The sequence below is a fragment of the Modestobacter sp. VKM Ac-2985 genome, from assembly GCF_026967925.1.
GTDB lineage: Bacteria > Actinomycetota > Actinomycetes > Mycobacteriales > Geodermatophilaceae > Modestobacter.
The window spans coordinates 198,309-221,939 of sequence record NZ_JAPVBI010000002.1 but is presented as its reverse complement, the minus strand read 5'-3'; the positions used below and the strand labels follow the sequence as shown (position 1 = coordinate 221,939).

Annotated in this window: 21 protein-coding genes; 13 read left to right on the top strand and 8 right to left on the bottom strand. The window is 73.1% G+C overall.

All coding sequences use genetic code 11. The features are described 5' to 3' along the window. Positions 1-24: 24 nt before the first annotated feature. From trxB to O2V61_RS10275, 5 genes are all read left to right on the top strand, one after another. On the top strand, positions 25-1,041 hold the full coding sequence (gene trxB / locus O2V61_RS10295; protein ID WP_269183216.1) for a thioredoxin-disulfide reductase: 1,017 nt from the start codon (positions 25-27) through the stop codon (positions 1,039-1,041). Positions 1,042-1,099: 58 nt separating this feature from the next. Next, positions 1,100-1,429 (top strand): thioredoxin, encoded by a 330-nt coding sequence (gene trxA / locus O2V61_RS10290; protein ID WP_014743508.1) that lies wholly within the window; start codon positions 1,100-1,102, stop codon positions 1,427-1,429. Between the two features lie 235 nt (positions 1,430-1,664). Then, positions 1,665-2,795, top strand: coding sequence for an N-acetylmuramoyl-L-alanine amidase (locus O2V61_RS10285; protein ID WP_269183215.1), 1,131 nt, complete (start codon positions 1,665-1,667; stop codon positions 2,793-2,795). Positions 2,796-2,847: 52 nt separating this feature from the next. After that, positions 2,848-4,290 (top strand): aminotransferase-like domain-containing protein, encoded by a 1,443-nt coding sequence (locus tag O2V61_RS10280; RefSeq protein ID WP_269183214.1) that lies wholly within the window; start codon positions 2,848-2,850, stop codon positions 4,288-4,290. Beyond that, positions 4,287-5,291: a D-alanine--D-alanine ligase family protein gene (locus tag O2V61_RS10275; RefSeq protein ID WP_269183213.1), complete on the top strand. Its 1,005-nt coding sequence runs from the start codon at positions 4,287-4,289 to the stop codon at positions 5,289-5,291. The genes O2V61_RS10280 and O2V61_RS10275 overlap by 4 nt, the downstream gene beginning before the upstream one ends. Before the next feature lie 37 nt (positions 5,292-5,328). On the opposite strand, the gene O2V61_RS10270 is transcribed toward O2V61_RS10275, so the two are convergent. From O2V61_RS10270 to rpmH, 8 genes are all read right to left on the bottom strand, one after another. After that, positions 5,329-6,372, bottom strand: a complete 1,044-nt coding sequence (locus O2V61_RS10270) for a ParB/RepB/Spo0J family partition protein (RefSeq protein WP_269183212.1) — start codon at positions 6,370-6,372, stop codon at positions 5,329-5,331. A gap of 67 nt (positions 6,373-6,439) precedes the next feature. Then, complete coding sequence (locus tag O2V61_RS10265) at positions 6,440-7,555, bottom strand: ParA family protein (RefSeq protein WP_331254222.1); 1,116 nt, start codon at positions 7,553-7,555, stop codon at positions 6,440-6,442. Positions 7,556-7,631: 76 nt separating this feature from the next. Then, positions 7,632-8,270: a 16S rRNA (guanine(527)-N(7))-methyltransferase RsmG gene (gene rsmG, locus O2V61_RS10260; protein ID WP_269183211.1), complete on the bottom strand. Its 639-nt coding sequence runs from the start codon at positions 8,268-8,270 to the stop codon at positions 7,632-7,634. A 74-nt stretch (positions 8,271-8,344) separates the two neighbouring features. After that, entirely contained in the window at positions 8,345-8,986 is a 642-nt protein-coding gene (locus tag O2V61_RS10255) for a Jag family protein (protein WP_269183210.1), read from the bottom strand. 90 nt (positions 8,987-9,076) lie between these two features. Next, positions 9,077-10,174, bottom strand: coding sequence for a membrane protein insertase YidC (gene yidC, locus O2V61_RS10250; protein ID WP_269183209.1), 1,098 nt, complete (start codon positions 10,172-10,174; stop codon positions 9,077-9,079). Then, positions 10,167-10,595 (bottom strand): membrane protein insertion efficiency factor YidD, encoded by a 429-nt coding sequence (gene yidD / locus O2V61_RS22425; RefSeq protein WP_269183208.1) that lies wholly within the window; start codon positions 10,593-10,595, stop codon positions 10,167-10,169. The genes yidC and yidD overlap by 8 nt, the downstream gene beginning before the upstream one ends. After that, on the bottom strand, positions 10,592-10,984 hold the full coding sequence (gene rnpA / locus O2V61_RS10240; RefSeq protein ID WP_269183207.1) for a ribonuclease P protein component: 393 nt from the start codon (positions 10,982-10,984) through the stop codon (positions 10,592-10,594). The genes yidD and rnpA overlap by 4 nt, the downstream gene beginning before the upstream one ends. Before the next feature lies 1 nt (position 10,985). Next, positions 10,986-11,123, bottom strand: coding sequence for a 50S ribosomal protein L34 (gene rpmH, locus O2V61_RS10235; RefSeq protein ID WP_036333061.1), 138 nt, complete (start codon positions 11,121-11,123; stop codon positions 10,986-10,988). A gap of 719 nt (positions 11,124-11,842) precedes the next feature. Between rpmH and dnaA the strand changes: the two genes are divergently transcribed. The 8 genes from dnaA (at position 11,843) to gyrB (ending at position 23,590) form a co-directional block, all read left to right on the top strand. Then, positions 11,843-13,615, top strand: coding sequence for a chromosomal replication initiator protein DnaA (gene dnaA / locus O2V61_RS10230; RefSeq protein ID WP_269183206.1), 1,773 nt, complete (start codon positions 11,843-11,845; stop codon positions 13,613-13,615). Positions 13,616-14,346: 731 nt separating this feature from the next. After that, positions 14,347-15,519 (top strand): DNA polymerase III subunit beta, encoded by a 1,173-nt coding sequence (gene dnaN, locus O2V61_RS10225; protein WP_269183205.1) that lies wholly within the window; start codon positions 14,347-14,349, stop codon positions 15,517-15,519. 17 nt (positions 15,520-15,536) lie between these two features. Next, on the top strand, positions 15,537-16,631 hold the full coding sequence (gene gnd / locus O2V61_RS10220) for a phosphogluconate dehydrogenase (NAD(+)-dependent, decarboxylating) (RefSeq protein WP_442929173.1): 1,095 nt from the start codon (positions 15,537-15,539) through the stop codon (positions 16,629-16,631). A gap of 68 nt (positions 16,632-16,699) precedes the next feature. After that, complete coding sequence (gene recF / locus O2V61_RS10215) at positions 16,700-17,896, top strand: DNA replication/repair protein RecF (protein ID WP_269183204.1); 1,197 nt, start codon at positions 16,700-16,702, stop codon at positions 17,894-17,896. Continuing rightward, positions 17,889-18,389, top strand: coding sequence for a DUF721 domain-containing protein (locus tag O2V61_RS10210; RefSeq protein ID WP_269183203.1), 501 nt, complete (start codon positions 17,889-17,891; stop codon positions 18,387-18,389). The genes recF and O2V61_RS10210 overlap by 8 nt, the downstream gene beginning before the upstream one ends. A 52-nt stretch (positions 18,390-18,441) precedes the next feature. Continuing rightward, complete coding sequence (locus tag O2V61_RS10205) at positions 18,442-19,491, top strand: hypothetical protein (RefSeq protein WP_269183202.1); 1,050 nt, start codon at positions 18,442-18,444, stop codon at positions 19,489-19,491. A 13-nt stretch (positions 19,492-19,504) separates the two neighbouring features. Continuing rightward, the gene (locus O2V61_RS10200; protein ID WP_269183201.1) at positions 19,505-21,292 is read left to right on the top strand and encodes an ABC transporter ATP-binding protein; all 1,788 of its coding nucleotides are present in this window, start codon (positions 19,505-19,507) and stop codon (positions 21,290-21,292) included. A 261-nt stretch (positions 21,293-21,553) separates the two neighbouring features. Next, positions 21,554-23,590 carry a DNA topoisomerase (ATP-hydrolyzing) subunit B gene (gyrB, locus tag O2V61_RS10195; RefSeq protein ID WP_269183200.1) on the top strand — a complete coding sequence of 679 codons (2,037 nt, stop codon included), beginning with the start codon at positions 21,554-21,556 and terminating at the stop codon, positions 23,588-23,590. Positions 23,591-23,631: the final 41 nt, after the last annotated feature.

Below are 23,631 nucleotides of genomic sequence, written 5' to 3'. Positions count from 1 at the left end.
AATGCGCGTCCTAGGCTGGCGGTTGTGCGCCCCGTGACGACGAACCAGCCGACGCCCGGTCCCGCGGTCTCGACCGACGGCCCGCCCGCCATCCCCCCGGCGGAGCACGACGGGATCCGTGACCTGATCATCATCGGGTCCGGCCCCGCCGGGTACACCGCCGCCACGTACGCCGCCCGCGCGAACCTGCACCCCCTGGTGTTCGAGGGCTCGCAGTTCGGCGGCGCCCTGATGACCACCACGGAGGTCGAGAACTTCCCCGGCTTCCCCGAGGGCGTCCAGGGCCCCCAGCTCATGGACGACATGCGCACCCAGGCCGAGCGCTTCGGCGCCGAGCTGGTGGCCCGGGACGTCACCGAGGTCGACCTCACCGTCGACCCCAAGGTGGTCAAGGTGGGCGACGAGGTGCACGTGGCGCACGCGGTGATCGTGGCCACCGGCTCCAAGTACCGCTACCTCGGGCTGGACAACGAGCAGCGCCTGCTCGGCCGCGGCGTCTCCGCCTGTGCCACCTGCGACGGCTTCTTCTTCCGCGACCAGGACATCGTGGTCGTCGGCGGTGGCGACTCGGCGATGGAGGAGGCCACCTTCCTCACCCGCTTCGCCAAGTCCGTCACCGTGGTGCACCGCCGCGAGGAGCTCCGTGCGTCCAAGATCATGCAGAAGCGTGCGCAGGACAACGCGAAGATCCGCTGGGCGCTGGGCAAGCAGGTGACCGACGTGCACGGCGACACCACGGTCGAGGCCGTCGAGCTGACCGACCTGGCCACCGGCACGACCGAGAAGATGCCGGTCAGCGGCCTGTTCGTGGCGATCGGCCACGACCCGCGCACCGAGCTCTTCGTCGGGCAGTTGAAGCTGGACGACGAGGGGTACGTGGTGGTCGACCACCCGACGACCCGCACCACCATCGACGGCGTGTTCGCCTGCGGCGACGTCGTCGACCACATCTACCGGCAGGCGATCACCTCGGCCGGCACCGGTGCCGCCGCGGCGATCGACGCCGAGCGCTGGCTCGCCGAGACCTTCGACGAGCGCTGAACCACCGACCGCGCTGAACCACAGACTGCACCGTCCCCTCTGAGCAAGGAGCAGCACCATGGCAGGCAAGAACACCGTGACCGTCACCGACGCGAGCTTCGCCAGTGACGTCCTGGGCAGCGACAAGCCCGTTCTCGTCGACTTCTGGGCCGAGTGGTGCGGGCCGTGCAAGATGGTCGCCCCCGTGCTGGAGGAGATCGCGGCCGAGCACGCCGACAAGCTGACGATCGCGAAGCTCAACATCGACGAGAACCCGCAGATCGCCCGCGACTACCAGGTCATGTCGATCCCGACCATGACGGTCTTCCAGGGTGGCAAGCCGGTCAAGAGCATCATCGGTGCCAAGCCCAAGGGCGCCATCCTGTCGGACCTGTCCGACTACCTCTGATCTCGTCGGGCCGGTCACCGGCCGACGGATCGCCGTGGCCCCCGCCACGGTGTGCGAACCACGGTGAGGCCCGCCCGTCCCCCCGGACCGGCGGGCCTCGCTCGTTCCCTCGAAGGTCACCCGGACGGGGGCAACGGACAACCCGGTGCACTGCTCGATCGTGCACACCCGCCACAATCGTCTCCAGCGTCACCCACCGGCCATCCCGACCCGAGCGAGGAGCGACGACCTCCGCATGGACGTCCTGCGACCTGGCAGCACCGGCCCCGCCGTGGCGGAGGTGCAGGCCATGCTCCGTTCCCTCGGCCTGCTGGTCGATGAGCCGGCGCGACCGGAACGGGCCGAGGAGCCGACCTACGACGCAGCGACCGAGCTCGCCGTCCGGCACTTCCAGCAGGTGCGTGGGCTCTCCGTCGACGGCCGGGTCGGTGACGAGACCTACCGCGCGCTGCACGAGGCCCGCTGGTCGCTGGGCGACCGGCTGCTGCGGTACGACCCGGAGCGGCCCACCCGGGGCGACGACGTCCGCCGGCTGCAGGAGCTGTTGCTCGAGCTCGGCTACGACGCCGGCCGGGCCGACGGCATGCTCGGCGCCGACACCGAGCTCGGGCTGCGCGCCTTCCAGCGCGACTACGGGCTGACCGCCGACGGCACGTGCGGCCCGGCCACGCTCCGCGCGCTGAAGCAGCTGGGCCGCCGGGTCACCGGCGGCCGGCCGCAGCTGCTCCGGCAGAGCGCCTACCTCGTCGACTCCGGGCCGCACCTGATCGGCCGGGTCATCGTCATCGACCCCGGCCACGGCGGCGACGACAGCGGGTACACGGCCGGGGAGACCACCGAGTCCGACCTGGTGTTCGACCTCGCCTCCCGGATCGAGGGCCGCCTGGCTGCCGCCGGCGCCACGGTCTACCTCACCCGCGGTCGCACCGTCGACCCGACCGCCGAGGACCGCACCGCCTTCGCGAACCAGGCCCGCGCCGACCTCTTCCTCTCCCTGCACATGGAGGCCCACGGGTCGGCGCACGCCCGCGGGGTCGCCAGCTACTACTACGGCACCGGTTCGGGCGCGAGCTCCACGGTCGGCGAGGAGTTCGCCAACCTGGTGCGTCGCGAGGTCATCGCCCGCACCGGGATGCTCGACTGCGGCTCGCACCCCAAGACCTGGGACATCCTGCGGATGACCAGGATGCCCGCCGTCCGGGTCGACTGCGGCTACCTCTCCCACCCGGTCGACCGCCTGTTGCTGCTGGACGCCCGCCTGCGCAGCACCGTCGCGCAGGCGGTCGTGGCCGCCGTCCAACGGCTGTTCCTGCCCGCCGACGCCGACCCGCCCACCGGCACCTTCCTGCTGCCCGCCCGCGGCTGACGGACGCGCCGGGGGAACGGCCCGGCAGCACGGACGGCCTAGACTCCCTGAGGTGACCCCTCCTGTGCCCGGCCCCTCGGTCGGAACCGGTCAGGCCGGGGCGCACTCCAGCGGTGCGTCCCCGCACGTCTCCCCGCGGCACCCGCGGCTGGACCCCCTGGCAGACCGGTACGCAGCACGCACCCACGGCATGAAGAGCTCGGAGATCCGGGCGCTGTTCTCCGTGGTGAGCCGCCCCGAGGTCGTCTCGCTCGCCGGTGGCATGCCCGCCGTCACCGCCCTGCCGCTGGACGCCGTCGGTTCGATGATCGGCGAGCTGGTGTCCGGCATGGGCGCCCAGACCCTGCAGTACGGCCCAGGTCAGGGCGACCCCCGACTGCGGGAGCGGATCTGCGACGTGATGGCCCTGGAGGGCATCACCGACGCCTCGCCCAGCGAGGTGGTCGTCACCGTCGGCTCCCAGCAGGGGCTCGACCTGGTCACCCGCGTGTTCGTCGACCCGGGTGACGTCATCCTCGCGGAGGCGCCGTCCTACGTCGGGGCCCTCGGTGTCTTCCAGGCCGCCCAGGCCCAGGTCCGGCACGTCGCGATGGACGACGACGGGCTGATCCCCGAGGCGCTGGAGGAGGCCCTGCTGGAGTGCCGGGCCCGCGGTGACCGGGTGAAGTTCCTCTACACGGTGCCCAACTTCCACAACCCGGCCGGCGTCACGCTGAGCGAGCCCCGCCGTGAGGCGATCATCGCGATCGCCGAGCAGTACGACCTGCTGGTCATCGAGGACAACCCGTACGGGCTGCTCGGCTTCGACCAGGAGCCCATGCGTGCCCTGCGCGCGCGCAACGAGCACCGGGTCATCTACCTCGGCTCGTTCTCCAAGACCTTCGCCCCGGGCCTGCGGGTGGGCTGGTTGCTCGCCCCGCTGGCCGTGCGGGAGAAGCTGGTGCTCGCCACCGAGGCGCAGGTGCTCTGCCCGCCCTCGCTCACCCAGTACGCCGTGGCCCGTTACCTGGACACCCAGCCCTGGCGCGAGCAGATCAAGGTCTTCACCGAGCTGTACCGCGAGCGGCGCGACGCCACGCTGGAGTCGCTCACCGCGCTCATGCCGCCGGGCACCAGCTGGACGAAGCCGGACGGCGGGTTCTACGTCTGGCTCAAGCTGCCGCACGGCCTGGACGCCAAGTTGATGCAGCCCCGTGCGGTCGCTGCGCACGTCGCCTACGTGCCCGGGATCGGCTTCTACGCCGACGGTGGCGGCCGGGAGCACATGCGGCTGTCCTACTGCTATCCCGAGCCGGACCAGATCCGGGAGGGCGTGCGCCGGCTGGCCCGGGTCATCGAGGCCGAGCTGGACCTGCACTCCACCTTCGACGCCGTCGACACCGGGACGTTCCGGGCGGTCCGCCCGGCCGCGACCCGGCCGGCGAGCGGTCGACCGACCCCGCCACCGGTGATCGGGCCGGCGAACAGCGACCAGAGCGAGGACCGTCAGCCATGACCGACCAGGCGGCCGCACCGGTGGCGGCACCCGGTGCTCGGACGACACCGCTGCGGGCCCTCGTGCTCGCCGGCGGCCTGACCTTCGAGCGGGAGGTCAGCATCAACTCCGGTGGGCAGGTGGTCGAGGCGCTGACCCGGGCGGGGGTGGAGGCCGAGATGCGCGATGCCGACGCCGAGCTGCTGCCCGGCCTGGCCGCTGCCCCGGCCGATGCGGTGTTCATCGCGCTGCACGGCGCCACCGGCGAGGACGGCGCACTGCGGGCCGTCCTCGACCTGGCCGGGGTCCCCTACGTGGGCTCACCGGCCGCGGCCTGCCGGCTGGCCTGGGACAAGCCCGCCGCCAAGTCGGTGGCGCGCACCGCCGGGATCTCCACGCCGGACTGGGTCGCGCTGCCGCACAGCACCTTCCGGGAACTGGGCGCCGGCGCCGTCCTGGACCTCATCGTGGCTCGCCTGGGACTCCCGCTGATGGTCAAGCCCGCCTCGGGTGGCTCCTCGCTCGGTGTGCAGAAGGTCAGCCGGGTGGACGACCTGCCGGCTGCGATGGTCAGCTGCTTCGCCTACGGCGACACCGTGATGGTGGAGCGGTTCGTCGACGGGGTCGAGCTCGCCCTGTCGGTGATCGATCTCGGGGAGGGCCCCGAGGCGCTGCCCGCGGTCGAGATCGCCCCGGAGTCCGGCGTGTTCGACTACACCTCCCGGTACACGCCCGGGATGACCGAGTACCACTCCCCGGCGCGGGTCTCCGACGAGGTCGCCGCTCGTGCCGCGGAGGTGGCTCTACGGGTGCACGAGGTGCTGGGGCTGGCGGGTCTGTCCCGCACCGACGCGATCGTCACCCCGGACGGCGAGGTGCAGTTCCTCGAGGTGAACGTCTCCCCGGGGTTGACCGAGACGTCGATGTTCCCGATGGCCGTCGAGGCAGCCGGCTACACCCTCGGCGAGGTGCTGGGTCGACTGCTCGCCCGAGCGGCCGCCGAGGGGCCGATCACGGGATGACGAGGTGCTGGTTGCGTCTGTGACGGAACCAGCACCGTCAGTCCTGCTGGCTCCGCCCGGTGATGTCCGGGGCCATCATGCCGACGATCCGCTGCAGATCGTCGACCGAACCGAACTCCACGACGATCCGGCCCTTGGCGCGACCGATCTGCACCTTCACCTTGGTCTCGAAGACGTCCGACAGCCGCCCGGCGAGGTCCTCGACCCCCGGGGCGCTGATCTTCCGCGCGGAACGGCGCGCCGCGGTGGGGGAGTCGGCGACCGCCATCGCGACGGCCTCCTCGGTCGCCCGGACCGACATGCCCTCGGCGACGATCCGGGTGGCCAGCGCGTCCTGGGCCTCGGCCTCGGGGAGACCGAGCAGCGCCCGGGCGTGACCGGCGGAGATCACGCCGGCGGCGACCCGGGTCTGCACCTTCACCGGCAGCTTCATCAGCCGGATGGTGTTGGTGACCTGGGAGCGGCTGCGCCCGATCTTGCTGGCCAGCTCCTCGTGGGTGGCGCCGAACTCCTCGAGCAGCTGCTGGTAGGCGGCCGCCTCCTCCAGCGGGTTGAGCTGGACCCGGTGGATGTTCTCCAGGAGGGCATCGCGCAGCATCGCGTCGTCGGTGGTGTCCCGGACGATCGCCGGCACGGTCTCCAGGCCGGCCGCCCGCGAGGCGCGCAGCCGGCGCTCGCCCATGATGAGCTCGTAGCGGCCGTCCCCGGCCTCCCGGACCACGATCGGCTGCAGCAGGCCGAACTCGCGCACCGAGTGGGTGAGCTCTTCCAGCGCCTCGTCGTCGAAGACCTGACGCGGCTGCTTGGGGTTCGGGACGATGTCGTCGACCGGGAGCTCGCGCAGCTGCGCGCCGGGCACGCCGGCGACCTCCTCGAGCGCACGGCTCGGGAGCTCGTGCACCGACGCCGTCCGGCCGGGCAGCTCGGAACGGGTGGCCCCCGCCTGGCCGACCGCGGTGGCGGCGACCTCGGCTGCTTCTGCGGCCTCCGCGGCGCGAGCCGCCGGGGTCGCCGTGGGAGCCGGTGCACTGGTGGGGATCAGAGCCGCCAGGCCCCGCCCCAGACCGCCGCGCTTGGTCACTGGTCCTCCTCGCTGATGCCCGGTGTCCGCAGACGCGGCTCGGGAGTGGGAATGGGGCGCACCGGGGTCATGTCGCGTGCCGTCCGCGCTGGGCGGGGGTCGTCGCTCGCTCACCGAGCACCAGCGCCGCCACCGACGGCGGCCCGCTCACCGGTGGCGGCGACCCACCCACCGGCGGCGGGTAGGCCGGTGCGGGGGCCGGTGGTGGGGGAGGAGGCTGGGTGATCGGCTGCGCCGTCGAGGCAGGCAGGGCCGCCCCCCGGCGGGCGAGCTCACGAGCCGCCTCCACGTAGCTGGTCGAGCCACGGGACCCCGGGTCGTAGGTGAGCACCGACTGCCCGTAGCCCGGCGCCTCGCTCACCCGGACGTTCCGCGGTATCACCGCGCTGAGCACCAGCTCACCGAAGTGGTTGCGGACCTCGTCGGCCACCTGGTCGGCGAGCTTCGTCCGGCCGTCGTACATGGTGAGCAGGATCGTGCTCACCGAGATGCCCGGGTTCAGGTGGGCGCGCACCAGGTCGATGTTCGAGAGCAGCTGCCCGAGGCCTTCCAGGGCGTAGTACTCGCACTGGATGGGGATGAGCACCTCGTCCCCGGCCACCAGCGCGTTCAGCGTGAGCAGCCCCAGGGACGGCGGGCAGTCGATGAGGACGTAGTGCGGGCGTTCCTCGGCGGGGAGCTCGTGCAGGTACGTCTCGATCGAGCGCCGCAGCCGGTGCTCCCGCGCGACCACGGAGACCAGTTCGATCTCGGCGCCGGCCAGGTCGATCGTCGCGGGGACGCAGAAGAGGTTCGGGCTCGCCGTCGTCGGGTGGGTGACCTCGGCGAGGGTGTTGTCCCCGACGAGTGCGTCGTAGATCGACGGAGTGCCCACGGTGTGCTCCACCCCGAGAGCAGTGCTGGCGTTCCCCTGGGGATCGAGGTCGATGACCAGCGTGCGGAGCCCGTACATGGCCAGGGCGACGCCGAGGTTCACCGTCGAGGTCGTCTTCCCGACCCCACCCTTCTGGTTCGCCACCGTGACCACCCGGATCCGGCCCGGCGCCGGGAACGGCTCCTGGTCGGCAGCGTGCAGCACCCGGGTCGCCCGCATCGCCTCCATGGCGATCGGGCTGTCGAAGTCGGGACCGACCGGCAGATCGGCAGCGAGACTGTTGCGCAGCCGCTCGCCCGGGTCCGTCATCGGTGCGTCCTCCTCACCACCGTGTTCCACGTGGAACAGGGTGCGGTCGCTGCGGCGAGTTCCACGTGAAACGGGCTCACCCTGCCGATCGCCCGGACCGGGAGCTGTCAGCGCGCGTCATGAGCACCACGGTAGTGGCTGCAGCCCCGAGCTCGACACCGACTGCCCGCGTGTGCACGTCCCGCATCCCCGCCGCCTCCAGCTCGGGCACCAGCGCGGGCACCTCTGCCGCTGCCCGCGCACCGACGAGGGCGATCAGCTGCGCTCCTGGGGTCAGCAGCCCACGGCACCAGCCCACCAGTCGGGGCAGCGGCGCCACCGCCCGTGCGGTGACCACGTCCACCGGCCCGACCGCGCGGACGACCGATCGCTCCTCGGCGCGCCCGCGGACCACCCGCCAGGGCGCACCCAGCTCCGCCACGACGTCCTGGAGGAACTCGACCCGGCGGGCCATCGGCTCCACCAGCGTCAGCGTCAGGTCCGGGCGGGCGAGCGCCAGCGGGATCCCGGGGAGCCCGGCGCCACTGCCCACGTCCACCACCCGGCTGCCCTCGGGCACCACCTCGGCCAGCGCAGCGCTGTTCAGCACGTGGCGGTCCCACAGCCGGGGCACCTCACGAGGCCCGATCAACCCACGGACCACACCGTCACCGGCCAGCATGGCGACGTAGCGCCTCACCTGGTCCACCGCAGGACCGAACAGCGCGGCGGCCACGGCAGGAGCTTCCGGAACAACAACTGTCTGATCCCCGGTCGTGGCCGCCTCCTCGGCCGGGCCGTCCCCGTCGATCACCGGTCCGGCAGGACCACGACGCGCCGGTTCGGCTCCTCGCCCTCCGACTCACTCCGCACGCCGGCAGCGGCGGCGATGACGTCGTGCACGACCTTCCGCTCGAACGGGTTCATCGGCGCGAGGCGCTCGGGAGCCCCGCTCTCGGCGACCCGCTCCGCCGCCTCGGAGGCGAGGCCGGTCAGGTCGGCCCGCCGCTTGGCCCGGAAGCCACCGATGTCCAGCATCAGGCGGCTGCGGACGCCGGTGGACTGGGCGACCGCCAGCCGGGTCAGCTCCTGGAGCGCCTCCAGCGTCGCGCCGTCCGGCCCGATGAGGGTCTTCAACTGGCCACCGACGACGGCGACCGATGCCCGGTCACCCTCGACGTCCAGGTCGATGTCGCCGTCGACGTCGAGGATGTCGAGCAGCCGCTCCAGGTAGTCGCCGGCGACGTCGCCCTCGCGGACGAGCAGGCCGTCCCCGCCCTCGTCGGCGTCCTCGTCGGTGTCGTCCTCGACGTCGACCGGCTCGACGACGGCGTCCGAGGACGCCGGGTCGGCGTCGGGCAGCGCGGGGTCACCGGTCCCACCGGCCGGGGTCAGCAGGGCGTCCGAGGTCGCCTCGGACGTGGCCACGGTGTCGTTGTCGGATGCACTCACGGAGTCCTCCAGGGTCGTGCAGGCGGCCGGGCGAGCCCGGTGGTCAGGGGGCGGGCACGCCGCAGGCTCACGCCCGGGTGCCGCAGCCGGTCAGCGGCGCTTGCGTTTGCCTCGGTTGGCGGGGCCGGCCGAGGACCGACTGCCCGAGGAACCCGTCCGCGGACGGGCACCACCGCCACCGGCGGGCCGGCCGTTGGTCGAGCCGCCCTCCACGTGCCCGTTGCCCGTGGCGGGGGTCGCACCCGCCGGCGGGACGTCGGCCGCGCCGGCGTCGCCGTCCACCGGGGACACCGGGGCCGCGGACGCGGGACGGGTGCCCGACTTGGGGCGCACCGGCTTCGCGCCCGGCTTGGGGGCGAGCGTCTTCGGGTCGACCTGCGGCTTGTCGGCGGCGGCCTTGGCCAGCGCGGCCGGCGATCCGGGCGGGGGCAGCTTCTTCAGGATGTAGAACTGCTGGCCCAGGGTCCACAGGTTGTTGGTGAACCAGTAGAGGAGGACGCCGATCGGGAAGAAGAAGCCGGAGACGAAGAGGCTCAGCGGCATGCCGTAGAGCAGCAGCTTCTGCACCATCGCGGCCTGACCCTCGACCGGGCCGGAGCGCTTCATGATCTGCTTCTGCGTGAAGAAGGTCGTGAAGCACATGATCACGATCAGCAGGAACGCGACGATCCGGATGTTCGTGTAATCGGCGATCTCGAGGATCGCCTGCTCCTTGGCCCCGGTCATGTTGAACGAGGAGGAGATCGGCGCGCCGAAGAGCTCGGCCCGGGCGGCCTGGTCGGTGAGCTGGTCGTCCCAGCTGTAGAGACCCGGGCGGTCGGGGGCGATCCGGCGCAGCACGTGGAACAGGGCCAGGAAGATCGGGATCTGCGGCAGGATCGGCAGGCAGCCGGCCAGCGGGTTGACCCCGCGCTCCTTGTTCAGCGCCATCATCGCCTGGCTGAAGCCCTGCTTGTCGCTGCCGTACTGCTTGCGGAGCTTCTGGATCTCCGGCTGGATCTCCTGCATCGCCCGCTGGCTCTTCACCTGCTTGACGAACAGGCGGAACAGCAGCACGCGGATGGTGACGACCAGGAAGACGATCGACAGCGCCCACGCGATGCCGCTCGCCGGGTCCAGGAACGTGGAGAACAGTGCATGCCACTGCTTCATCACCCACGCGATCGCGGTGTACAGCCAGTCAAGCAACGCCAGCCTCCTGCTGCGCAGACCGGCGCGGAGCCGGCGGGGTGGCACGGTCGGGACGACGAGTGCCGTCAGCCGTCGACGCGGTCGCCGCGGACGGTGCCGGCGGTTGCGCCGCTGTGCACGACGAGTGGGTGGGCTCAGCGGTTCCTGAGCCAGGTGGGTGACCTGCGTCGCCGGGGGGCGCCGAGGCGCCGCGCCGAGGGGGGACCAGGTCGACGCCGCCGCGGTGCCAGGGTGCGCACTTCGCCAGCCGGCACACGGCCAGCCAGCTGCCCCGCCCGGCGCCGTGGACCTCGATCGCCTCGGCCGCGTAGGCACTGCAGGTGGGCTCGAAGCGGCACCGCGGCGGGAACACCGGGCTGATCGCGCGCTGGTAGAAGCGGACGGCGGCCAGCAGCCCGCGGGCCGGCGAGCCGGTCACGGCCGTCGACCCCGGGAGCCACGGTCGCCGAGCACCCGGTCGAGCCCGGCGTCCAGGTCGCGGCTCAGCACGGCAGAACCGGCCTCGGCCGCCTCCGGGCGGGCCCGGATGACGAGGTCCGCCGTCGGCGGGAGCCGGTCCAGGCGGTCGCCGACGAGGTGTCGGAGCTGCCGGGTGACCCGGTGCCGGCAGACGGAGTTGCCGACGGTCTTGCCGACCACGAAACCGGCCCGCGGCCCGGTCGCAGGGTCCGCAGGACCCCCGACCCGGGCGACGGGCCGTTCGGAGAGGTAGTGCACCACCAGGGTCGGCCGCCCGGCACGCCGGCCGGACCGCACGACCGCGGTGAACTCCGGCCGCCGGCGCAGGCGTGCCTGCGCAGGCAGCACCTCAGGCGGAGAGCTTGTTGCGACCCTTGCCACGGCGGGCGGCGAGGATCGCGCGCCCGGCCCGGGTGCGCATCCGCAGCCGGAAGCCGTGGGTCTTGGCCCGGCGACGGGTGTTCGGCTGGAACGTGCGCTTGCTCACGAGGGACTCCCACTGCTGACGACGTCGGTGCGGCGCGGACCCGGTCGGGCAGCGCACGCGCGGGGCCGGGCAGGTCGTCGGCCCCGGTCTTCCCGGTCCCTGCGACCGTCCCGGGCTCCCGAGGCTGGTCTGCTGCGCGCCGGGCCCGGCGTTCACGCCCCACGAACTGGGGACGTACACCGGCTCCCGTGCACAGACTCCGACCAGCATAGCCGAGACCTGGCGGGTCCTGGTCTGCTGGCCGGACCCGTCATGGTGCACCGCCGCCGGAGACCTCCTGCGGCGGACACGCCGCGACCGGTCAGCGCGCCGCCGCCGTCGTCGTTGCCCGCCTGTGGACGGGGCTGTTAGCGTCGCCGTCGCTCCGGGTCGGACGACTGGGCGCCGGTTCTCCTGCCGACCCCGTCGGCCGACCTCTCGCCGGACCCCTCTCCGATCGCCCGCTGTCCGGGCGCTCACCAGCCACGACGTCGTGACCGGCAGCGCGCACGCCGGTCCCCTGGACCAGGTGTCGCCGAGCGTGCACAGACTGTGGACACTCGTGTGGACACAGCAGCGCTGGACGTCCACAGCTGGGGACCCGGCGGGGGATCCAGCGATCCGCCGACATCCGTCCCACCTGTGGACGAAGACTGCGGAGCCGCACCGAGGCTCCGGGGCCGCACCGGACGCAGCGCACGGGACACAGAGCACCGAAGGCACGGGAAGGGACACAGTCGATGGCCGACGATCCGGTCGACCTGGCGACGGTCTGGGACCAGGCCCGAGAGCGGCTCGCCAGCAGCCTGACCCCGCAGCAGAAGGCGGTGCTCAACCTCACGCGCCCGCTGGGCCTGTTCGAGGACACCGCCGTGCTCGCCGCCCCCAACGAGTTCACCCAGACGGTGCTCGAGTCCCGCATGCGCATGGTGCTGGCCGAGGCGCTGTCGGCGGAGATCGGCCGGGACATCCGGGTGGCGGTCCAGCTGGAGGACATGCCGCTGCCGCCCACGACCCCCGAGGTGCCCCGGCCGGGCGTCGAGCCGGAGATCCGTCGCTGGCCCAACGCCGAGCAGGACCGGCTGGACCAGGACCGCCTCACCCAGGACCGGCTGGCGCACGACCGGGCCTCGGAGGAGCTGGCCGCTCGCGAGCGGGCCGCGCACGACCGGGCCGCCGAGGACCGTGCCGACCGGGACCGGGTCGACGACGGGCGCAGTGCCTTCGGGGTGCGCGCCGACGCCGCCCGCGCCGAGGCGTGGCTGCCCGAGTCCGGGGACGGCCGCGACTGGTCGCGCGGGTCGGCCAACGACGACCAGTCCGACGGCGCTCCTCGCCGGCTGGCCCCGTGGGACCGTGACCCCGGCGACGCCGCCGGCCGTGACCAGGCACCGGAGGACGACCGCCGCCCGGCCGAACGCGCCGGGCGTGGCGGCGCCGCCGTCCCGCTGTTCGCCGACCGTCGCCCCGCCGGCCTGGACCCGGGCCTCAACGCCAAGTACGTCTTCGACAGCTTCGTCATCGGCAACAGCAACCGGTTCGCGCACGCGGCCGCCGTGGCCGTCGCCGAGGCCCCGGCCCGGGCGTACAACCCGCTGTTCATCTACGGCGACTCCGGCCTGGGCAAGACCCACCTGCTGCACGCGATCGGTCACTACGCGGCGCGGATGTTCCCCAACGTGCGGGTGCGGTACGTCAGCACCGAGGAGTTCACCAACGAGTTCATCAACCTGGTGCACTCCGGCCGGGCCGAGGACTTCCGACGCCGCTACCGGGACATCGACTTCCTGCTGATCGACGACATCCAGTTCCTGGAGCGCGCCGAGCGGACCCAGGAGGAGTTCTTCCACACCTTCAACACGCTGCACAACGCCAGCAAGCAGATCGTCATCACCTCCGACCGCGCGCCGAAGAAGCTGACGACGCTGGAGGACCGGCTGCGCACCCGCTTCGAGTGGGGCCTGATCACCGACGTCCAGGCACCGGACCTGGAGACCCGGATCGCGATCCTGCGCAAGAAGGCCTACGGCGAGCGGCTGCAGGCGCCCGACGCGGTGCTGGAGTTCATCGCCAGCAAGGTGCAGACCAACATCCGCGAGCTCGAGGGCGCGCTGATCCGGGTCACCGCCTTCGCCAGCCTGAACAAGCAGCCGGTCGACCTCGCGCTGGCCGAGATGGTGCTCAAGGACCTGATCAGCGACGAGCAGGGTCCGCAGATCACCGCGGCGATCATCATGGCCGCGACCGCCGAGTACTTCTCCGTGACGATGGAGGAGCTGCAGGGCGCCAACCGCAGCCGCACGCTGGTCAACGCCCGGCAGATCGCGATGTACCTGTGCCGGGAGCTCACCGAGCTCTCCCTGCCGCGGATCGGTGCCTCGTTCGGCGGCAAGGACCACACCACGGTCATGCACGCGGTCAAGAAGATCACCGGGTTGATGAGCGAGCGCCGGGCCACCTACACCCAGGTCACCGAGCTCACCGCCCGGATCAAGAGCCGCGCCCGCTCCTGACCACCGGCCTCGCTCGGCCCCGTCCGGGCCGAGCGAGGCCGCCGCACGTCCCGCCACCGACCGGTCCCCGGTCCGGGGCCCCTGCGGCATGCCTCGCCGGCCTGCAGCGCGGGTGCGCTCGCAGCAGGCCGGATGCGTCCCATGTCTCCTTGTCCCCAGATCTGTACACAGCCTGGGGAGAGCGGGCGTGCACGGACCACGGCCGGGCGGATCCCGCAGCCAGCCGCATCTGCGCAGGTCGAGCGGGTGCACCCGGGCGTCGCCGTCCCCCGGGTGTCCACAAGTCGCCCACCGGGGCCGGTGGACAGCCCCCTGAGCCCACACCGGATGGGGACGGACCTGCGGGTGGAGGGGGGACGCGGGGTGGAGAGGGCACGACGACGGTGCACGGCGGTCGAGTTGTCCACGTGTCGACACAGAAAGGCGGCTACCAGCCCACAGCGGGCCAACAGGCCCATTCCGGGGATGACCTGCGCGAAGAGGTCCCGTCCCCAGGATCCACACCTGTGATGACGAGGATGAGCTATATCTCCCAGGTGTTCTCGAACCACACTCTCGGTGGGGACGGGCCGGATCGGGGGGCTGCGCCACCCCGCCCGGCAGGCACCCAGGAAGCTGTTCCCTCGCCCTGAACTGCAGCTGTGACCAGGGGACTGGTCACGCAGGGGGGACGGCAGGAGAGGATGGGCGCCGCACACCGCGCGGGAGCAGCCGGCGCAGACGAGCTTGGGGTGGATGACGAGATGAAGTTCCGGGTGGCACGTGAGGTGCTCGCCGAGGCCGTGGCGTGGACGGCGCGCAGCCTGCCGCCGCGGCCGTCGGTGCCGGTGCTCGCCGGGATCCTGCTGGAGGTGGAGGGCGGCCAGCTCGCGGTCTCGGGCTTCGACTACGAGGTCTCGGCACGGTCGGAGGTCGACGTGCAGTCCACAGAGGCCGGCCGCGCGCTGGTCCCCGGCCGGCTGCTCGCCGAGATCACCCGGGCCCTGCCGCCGCACCCGGTCGACGTGGTCGCCGAGGGGGCCCGGCTGGCCATCAGCTGCGGCAACGCGAAGTTCAGCCTGCCCACGCTCCCGGTCGAGGACTACCCGTCCCTGCCGTCGATGCCCTCCACCGCGGGGGTCGTGGACAGCGACGCGTTCGCCGAGGCCGTCGGCCAGGTCGCCGTCGCCGCCGGCCGGGACGACACCCTGCCGATGCTGACCGGCGTCCGGCTGGAGATCGAGGACGACCTGGTCACCCTGGCCGCCACCGACCGGTACCGGCTCGCGGTCCGGGAGTTCGCCTGGCGCCCGGAGACCCCGGGACTGTCCGCCGCCGTCCTGGTGCCCGCCCGCACGCTGGCCGATGCGGCGAAGACGCTGACCAGCGGCCCCGAGGTGGTGCTCTCGCTGGCCTCGGGCGGCTCCGGGGAGGGCATCCTCGGCATGTCGGGCAAGGACCGCCGGACCACGACCCGCCTGCTGGACGCGGAGTTCGTGAAGTACCGCGCGATCATGCCCAGCGAGTCCTCGTCCTTCGCCACGCTGCCGGTCGGGCTGTTCACCGACGCCGCCAAGCGCGTGGCCCTCGTCGCCGAGCGCGGCACGCCGCTGCGGTGCGAGTTCACCCCCGGGCAGGTCACCCTGCGGGCCGGTGGCACCGACGACGAGGGGCAGGCCGAGGAGCGCTGCGACGTCGAGTTCGACGGTGAGCCGCTGACGATCGGCTTCAACCCGACGTTCCTGCTCGACGGCCTGGCGGCGGTGCACACCGACCGCGCCCGGATGGACTTCACGACGGCGCTGAAGCCGGCCGTGCTGTCCGGCGTCGACGAGCCCTCCGCCGACGACGAGGGCAACGGCAAGCCGGCCGAGCGGGCCGGCTCGTACCGCTACCTGATCATGCCGGTGCGGCTGCCCGGCTGACAGCGGGCCCGGCGCGCGTGCGCCGGGGAGGGCGAGCACGATGGACGGTGGCGTGCGCCCTGGGCCCTGCCCGGGTGCACCGGGTGCGCTGCAACGGTGCGGCTGCCCACCGAGACCTGCCGCGGGAGGACCGCGGCCCACGAGCGACATCGAGGACTGAGGAGCGAGACGTGCAGCTGGGCATGGTCGGACTGGGCAAGATGGGCGGCAACATGGCCGAGCGGCTCCGCCGCGCAGGCCACGACGTGGTCGGGTACGACGCGTTCTCCGAGAAGCGGGACGTGGAGAGCCTGGAGGCGTTGGTCCAGGCGCTCGAGGCGCCCCGGGTCGTCTGGGTGATGGTGCCCAGCGGCGAGCCCACCCGCTCGACGGTGCGCGAGCTGGGTGAGCTGCTGAGCCCCGGCGACGTGGTCATCGACGGCGGCAACTCCAAGTTCACCGACGACAAGGTGCACGGCGAGGAGCTGGGCGCCAAGGGCCTGGGCTACATCGACGCCGGGGTCTCCGGTGGGGTGTGGGGCCTGGAGAACGGCTACGCGCTCATGGTCGGTGGCTCGGTGGAGGACGTCGCCAAGGCGCAGCCGGTCTTCGACGCACTCAAGCCGCCGGCGCCCCACGACGAGGCCGGGCAGCCGATCGAGGGCGCGGGCTTCGTGCACGCCGGACCGTGCGGGGCCGGCCACTTCGCCAAGATGGTCCACAACGGCATCGAGTACGCGATGATGCAGGCCTACGGCGAGGGTTACGAGCTGCTGGCCGCGGTCGACCTGATCGAGGACGTGCCCGGCGTCGTCGCCTCCTGGACCCAGGGCACCGTCATCCGCTCCTGGCTGCTGGACCTGCTGGTCCGCGCGCTGCAGGAGGACCCGGAGCTGGAGAAGATCGCCGGGTACGCCGAGGACTCCGGGGAGGGCCGCTGGACCGTCGAGCAGGCGATCGAGCACAGCGTCCCGATGCCGGCGATCTCGGCGTCGCTGTTCGCCCGCTTCGCCTCGCGGCAGAGCGACTCCCCGACGATGAAGGCGGTGGCCGCGCTGCGCAACCAGTTCGGTGGGCACGCCGTCCAGGCCGTCGATGCGGCCGAGCCGGCGGAGGCCGAGTCCCCCGCATGAGCACCGGATCGACGGCCGTCCTCCACCAAGATGGCCATTTTGGTGGAGGACGGGGTCGGGGCTGACCGGTGTACCTCCGGCACCTGCAGGTCGGGCAGTTCCGCAGCTGGGAGGCCGTGGACCTGGCACTGACGCCGGGCCCGACCGTGCTGGTCGGCCGCAACGGCCAGGGGAAGACCAACCTGGTCGAGGCGGTCGGCTACCTGGCCACGCTGGGCAGCCACCGGGTCTCCTCCGACGCACCGCTGGTGCGGCACGGCGCGACCCAGGCGGTGGTGCGGGCGGCGCTGCGCCGGGACGACCGCGAGCTGCTGGTGGAGGTGGAGATCAACCCCGGCCGGGCCAACCGGGTGCGGGTCAACCGGGCGCCGCTGCCCCGGCCGCGGGAGCTGCTCGGGCTGGTCCGAACGGTCCTGTTCGCCCCCGAGGACCTCGCCCTGGTCCGCGGCGACCCGGCCGAGCGCCGGCGCTTCCTCGACGACCTGCTGGTCAGCCGCACACCGCGGCTGGCCGGGGTGCGCAGCGACTACGACCGGGTGCTCAAGCAGCGCAACGCCCTGCTGAAGACGGCGAGGCTCGCCCGCGGCAACGCGCTGGCCACCCTGGACGTCTGGGACGGCCACCTGACCGAGCTCGGCGGCCAGCTGCTGGCGGCCCGGCTGGCGCTCATCGCCGACCTCGCCCCCTACGTGGCGGAGTCCTACGCCGGGGTGGCCGGCCCCGGCGCCGACCGAGCGGCGCTGGGCTACAGCAGCTCCGTGCCGCTGGCCGGTGACGGTGCGCCGGTCGACCCGGCGCGGGCGCTGCCCGGTGCCGAGGAGCTGGCCGCGGCGCTCCGCGAGCGGGTCGCCGAGCGGCGCAAGGACGAGGTCGACCGCGGGGTGACCCTGGTCGGGCCGCACCGCGACGACCTGGTGCTGCACCTGGGGCCGGCGCCGGCCAAGGGCTACGCCAGCCACGGTGAGTCCTGGTCGTTCGCCCTGGCGGTGAAGCTGGCCTGCTTCGCGCTGCTCCGCGCCGAGGGCGACGACCCCATCCTGGTGCTGGACGACGTCTTCGCCGAGCTGGACTCCGGTCGCCGCGCCGCGCTGGCCGAGGTCGCCCGCAGCGCCGAGCAGACCCTGATCACCGCGGCCGTCGCCGAGGACGTCCCCGCGGTGCTGCTGGGCACCCGGGTGCAGGTCGCCGACGGGGAGGCGCGGATCCTGCCCGGTGAGCCGGCTGAGCACAGCGCGGCGGAGGAGGCAGGGGTGGACCGTGGCTGAGGAACGTCCGGCACGACCCTCCGACATCGCCCGTGCGGCGCTGGAGGCCGCCCGGGCCGCCTCGGCGTCCCGCCCGCAACCCACCCGTCGCCGGGTGGCCGGCCCGCGGCGCCGCTGGACCGGTCCGGGCCCCGGCGCCGACGACCCCCAGCCCCTCGGTTCCCTGGTCGACTCGCTGGTCACCCAGCAGGACTGGACCGCCCGCACCAAGGTCGGTGCGGTCTTCGGGCGCTGGGACACCCTGGTCGGACCGGAGATCGCCGCGCACTGCCGGCCGCAGTCGCTGAACGAGGGCGAGCTGCTGGTGGTCGCGGAGTCCACGGCCTGGGCGACCCAGCTGCGCCTGCTGGCCCCGAGCATCCTGGGCAAGCTGCGCGCCGGGGTGGGCGGGGACGTCGTGACCACGCTGCGCGTTGTGGGTCCGACGGCGCCGAGCTGGAAGAAGGGCCCGCGCACCGTCCGTGGCCGTGGGCCGCGCGACACCTACGGATGAGCCCGGACGAGCGACCACACCGGATGAGCGACGAGACGACGAGGAGTCAGCGATGAGCAGCCCGCGCGACCGCGACCGGGACGGTTTCGACGACGGCGCAGGCGGCCAGTGGCAGGAGCCCGCGCACCTCGGTGAGGACACGCCCAGCGGCGGTGAGCCCGGCCCGGCCGCCCCCCGCCCGGACCGGGACCGCCCCGACCAGCCTGCGGACGACCGTTCGGGGTCCCAGGCCTGGACGCCACCGGGCTGGGACCTGCCGGCGGTGGAGCCCGATCGCCCGGCCGCGTCCAGCCCCTCGCCGTCCACCCCACCGGCGCAGCACCCTCCGGCCCAGACCCCGCCGCCCGCGCCACGGGACGAGCCCGCCTGGCGGCCACCGGAGGCCGACCAGTGGCAGTCCGACGCGCCGCCGCCGGAGCAGGCCGAGCGCCCCCGGCGAGGGCTGGGCGGCCTGTTCGGTGGCGGACGCGCCCGGCCGTCGGGCGACGCCGGCGCCGGGGACCGCGAGGTGCAGCCGGACCCGGCTGCCGCGGAGGACCCCTACGGCACGGAGTTGTGGGCCCGGCAGTTCGGCTGGGCGCTCTCCGACGGGACCGCACCGGAGGACGAGCCGCTGGACGCACTGGTGCGGTCGGCGCCGGTCCGGCCCGGCAAGGAGGACCAGGCGAGCCGGGTGGTGCGCGGCCGGGGCAACGGACTGGACCTGGTCGCCTTCGACATCGTCTCCCCGGTCGGCCGCGGCTTCGTCAGCACCCACGGGGTCACCGCCGCGCCGGTGCTGGGCGCGGTGCCCGCGTTCCGGCTCTCGCCGGCCCGGATGTGGCGGCACGGCACCGGCGGCATGCTGCAGATCCCCAGCCCGGACCCGGAGTTCGACCGGCGCTGGGTGCTGCTCGCTGCCGAGGACGGCCCGCAGGTCCGCCGGATCGCCGAGGACCCCGTCGTCCGGCAGTCGTTGCTGGGCAGTGACGACGGCGACGAGATCTGGTCCGCGGCCGGCTTCGTCGCCGCCGTCCGGCCGGACGCCAACCGGCCGCAGCTGATCGAGCACCACGCCCGACTGCTGGCCGCCGTGGTCGGCGCACTCGCCGCCGCGGCCTGACCGGAGCCCCGCGATGACCAGCGGCGGGTCGACGACGGCGGAGCCGACGCCGACCGCCGGGGTGCGCGAGCTGCTGCCCCTGCTGCGCCCGCACCGCAGGGCGCTCGGTGCGGCCGCGGTGCTCTCGCTCGTCTCGGCCGCGGCCGCGTTGGCCCAGCCCGCACTGGTGGGCCAGGTGATCAGCGCGGTGGGCTCGGGCGGTGCGGTGCTGCCCGGGGTGGTCGCGCTGGTCGTCGTCCTGGTGGTGGCCGCGGTGCTCGGTGCCGGGCAGCAGTACCTGCTCCAGCGCACCGCCGAGGGCGTCGTCCTCAGCACCCGGCGACTGCTGGTCGACCGACTGCTGCGGCTGCCGATCGCCGAGTACGACCAGCGGCGCACCGGGGACCTGATGTCGCGCGTCGGCTCGGACACCACCCTGCTGCGGGCCGCCGTCACCAGTGGGGTGGTGGAGCTGGTCGGGTCGGTGGTGGTCGGCGTCGGTGCGCTCGTGGCGATGGCCCTGGTCGACGTCTGGCTGCTGCTGGTCACGGTGCTCGCGGTGAGCATCGGGGTGACCACCGCGGTGGTGGCGTCCCGCCGCGTCCGGGTGCTGTCCCGGCAGGCGCAGGAGCAGGTCGGTGCGATGAGCGCGGCGGTGGAGCGGGCGCTGTCGGCGGTCCGCACCATCCGGGCCAGCGGTGCCACCGCCCGGGAGGTGGACACCGTGGGCACCAGCGCCGAGCGGGCGTTCACCGCCGGTGTGCAGGTCGCCCGGCTGGAGGCGCTGGTCTCACCGGCCGGGTCGATCGCCGTCCAGGGTGCGTTCCTGGCCGTGCTCGGGCTGGGCGGCTACCGGGTGGCGACCGGCTCGATCGCCGTGGCCGACCTGGTCACCTTCATCCTCTACCTGTTCCTGCTGGTCATGCCGCTGGGACAGCTGATCGGTTCCTACACCCAGCTGCAGGCCGGCCTCGGGGCGCTGGCCCGGGTGCAGGAGGTGCTGGCCCTGGAGCCCGAGCACGACGAGCGGCCGGAGCGACCGGCGACCGGCCGGTCGCCGGCGGTGCTCCACACCCCCACGGGCGGTGACCCCGTCCCGCTGCTCGAGCTGGAGGACGTGGGCTTCGGCTACCCGGACGGGACGGCGGTGCTCCACGGCGTCTCCTTCGCCGTGCCGGCCGGCACCCGGGTCGCGCTGGTCGGGCCGTCGGGCGCGGGCAAGTCCACGGTGCTGGCACTGGTGGAGGGCTTCTACCCGCTCTCCTCCGGCACGGTCCGGTGGGGCGGCACCGACGTGCGCGAACTGCCGCGCGCCACGCTGCGGGCCCGGATGGGCTACGTCGAGCAGGAGGCGCCGGTGCTGGCCGGCACGGTGCGGGAGAACCTGCTGCTGGCCGCGCCCCATGCCGGGGAGGAGCAGCTGTGGCAGGCGCTGGCCGACGTCGGCCTCACCGGCGTCGTGCAGCGCTCCGCCCGCGGGCTCGACGTCGCCGTCGGGGACGACGGGGTGCTGCTGTCCGGCGGGGAGCGCCAGCGGCTGGCGATCGCCCGGTCGCTGCTGGCCCGGCCGGCGCTGCTGCTGCTGGACGAGCCGACCGCCAGCCTGGACGCCCGCAACGAGGGCCTGCTGCGGGACACCCTCGCCGCGGCGGCGGCCGACCGGGCCCTGCTGGTCGTGGCCCACCGGCTGTCCACGGTCATCGACAGCGACCAGATCGTCGTCCTGGACGGCGGGCGGGTGGTCGCCGTCGGCACGCACGCCGAGCTGGTCGACACCAGCCCGCTCTACCGCGAGCTCGCCACCGCCCAGCTGCTCGTCTAGTCCCCGGTTCCACGTGGAACCGGCGGACACCAGTCGCCGCAGGACGGCGTGTCGACCCGGGGGGCAACACGGGTGGTGGCGCATGGGTCGGGAGAGGCTCTCGCGCCACGTCAGGCCCCGGACGGGCGGTCTGGGGTGTACGCACCCGTTACTCTGGAGGGGACACACCCCCAGCAGCCCGCTGAGAGCCGTCCTGCGCGCCTCGACATCGTCGTCGACGTGGCGCCGCGGCCGCGAGGTTGCGCAAGAGAAGGGCCCCACGTGGTCGCTCAGCCGCAGACCGAGAACGCCTACTCCGGCAGCTCCATCACCGTCCTGGAGGGGCTGGACGCGGTCCGTAAGCGCCCCGGCATGTACATCGGCTCGACCGGTGAGCGGGGCCTGCACCACATGGTGTGGGAGGTGGTGGACAACGCCGTCGACGAGGCGCTGGCCGGGTACTGCGACACCGTCCGGGTGACCCTGCTCGCCGACGGCGGCGTCCGGGTCGAGGACAACGGCCGTGGCATCCCGGTCGACATGCACCCGGTGGAGAAGCGGCCGACGGTCGAGGTCGTCATGACCATCCTGCACGCGGGCGGCAAGTTCGACGGCAAGAGCTACGGCGTCTCCGGTGGTCTGCACGGCGTCGGCGTGACCGTGGTCAACGCCCTGTCCCACGCGCTCGACGTGCGCATCTGGCGCAACGGGACCGAGTGGACCCAGCACTACGACGTGGCCAAGCCCGGCGCGCTGACCGAGGTGGGCCCGACCGACAAGCGGGGCACGGCCATCACCTTCTGGGCCGACCCGTCGATCTTCGAGACGACGGTCTACTCCTTCGACACGATCAACCGCCGGCTCCAGGAGATGGCCTTCCTCAACAAGGGCCTGACCATGGTGCTGCGCGACGAGCGTCCCGGGCACAGCAAGGCCGAGACGGGTGCCGGCGACGAGGCCTCGCTGGCCGAGGCCGCACCGACGGTCGGTGCGGAGGAGGCGGCCTTCGAGCCCACCGAGGTCACCTACCGCTACGACGGCGGCCTGGTCGACTACGTGACCTACATCAACCGCCGCAAGACCGCGATCCACCGTTCGGTCATCGGCTTCTCCGCCGACGGCGTGGGCAAGAACGACACCGCGATGTCGGTCGACGTCGCCATGCAGTGGTCCGACGCCTACTCGGAGTCGGTGCACACCTTCGCGAACATCATCAACACCCACGAGGGCGGCACCCACGAGGAGGGCTTCCGTGCGGCGCTGACCTCGATCGTGAACAAGTACGCGATCGAGAAGAAGCTGCTCAAGGAGAAGGACGACAAGCTCACCGGTGACGACATCCGGGAGGGCCTGGCCGCGATCGTCTCGGTGAAGCTCGGCGACCCGCAGTTCGAGGGGCAGACGAAGACCAAGCTCGGCAACACCGAGGTCAAGGGCTTCGTGCAGAAGGTCTGCAACGACCAGATCGGGCACTGGTTCGAGGCCAACCCGGCCGAGGCCAAGACGATCATCACCAAGGCCACGTCGGCGGCCCGCGCCCGCCGCGCCGCGCAGGACGCCCGCAAGCTCGCCCGCAAGAGCCTGCTCACCGTCAGCGGCCTGCCGGGCAAGCTGGCGGACTGCCGCTCGACCGACCCGCGCAACTCCGAGGTCTACATCGTCGAGGGCGACTCCGCCGGCGGCTCGGCGAAGTCCGGCCGCGACTCGATGTACCAGGCGATCCTGCCCATCCGCGGCAAGATCATCAACGTCGAGAAGGCGCGCATCGACCGGGTGCTGAAGAACACCGAGGTCCAGTCGATGATCACCGCCTTCGGCACCGGCATCCACGACGAGTTCGACCTGTCGAAGCTGCGGTATCACAAGATCATCCTGATGGCCGACGCCGACGTCGACGGCCAGCACATCACCACGCTGCTGCTGACCCTGCTGTTCCGCTTCATGCGGCCGCTGGTCGAGGCCGGCCACGTCTACCTGGCGCAGCCGCCGCTGTACAAGATCAAGTGGGGCAACAAGACCCCCGACGACTACGTCTACACCGATCGGGAGCGGGACGAGCTGCTCAAGAGCCGCGCTGCCGAGGGCCGCAAGCTCCCCAAGGACGACGCGATCCAGCGGTTCAAGGGCCTCGGTGAGATGGACGCCAAGGAGCTGTGGGAGACCACGATGAACCCGGACAGCCGGATCCTGCGCCAGGTGACCCTCGACGACGCCGCCGCCGCGGACGAGCTGTTCAGCGTGCTCATGGGCGAGGACGTCGTCGCCCGCCGGAGCTTCATCACCCGCAACGCCAAGGACGTCCGCTTCCTCGACGTCTGACGAAGGACCCCCTCGCCCCCCACCGCTCGCGAGCTCGCGGC

Excerpts from the sequence above, each read along its gene's own strand:
- dnaA (WP_269183206.1), top strand. The coding sequence starts at position 11,843 with ATGGCCGACGATCCGGTCGACCTGGCGACGGTCTGGGACCAGGCCCGA.
- O2V61_RS10285 (WP_269183215.1), top strand. The coding sequence starts at position 1,665 with ATGGACGTCCTGCGACCTGGCAGCACCGGCCCCGCCGTGGCGGAGGTG.
- trxA (WP_014743508.1), top strand. The coding sequence starts at position 1,100 with ATGGCAGGCAAGAACACCGTGACCGTCACCGACGCGAGCTTCGCCAGT.
- O2V61_RS10275 (WP_269183213.1), top strand. The coding sequence starts at position 4,287 with ATGACCGACCAGGCGGCCGCACCGGTGGCGGCACCCGGTGCTCGGACG.
- O2V61_RS10200 (WP_269183201.1), top strand. The coding sequence starts at position 19,505 with ATGACCAGCGGCGGGTCGACGACGGCGGAGCCGACGCCGACCGCCGGG.
- O2V61_RS10205 (WP_269183202.1), top strand. The coding sequence starts at position 18,442 with ATGAGCAGCCCGCGCGACCGCGACCGGGACGGTTTCGACGACGGCGCA.
- O2V61_RS10265 (WP_331254222.1), bottom strand. The coding sequence starts at position 7,555 with ATGACGGACCCGGGCGAGCGGCTGCGCAACAGTCTCGCTGCCGATCTG.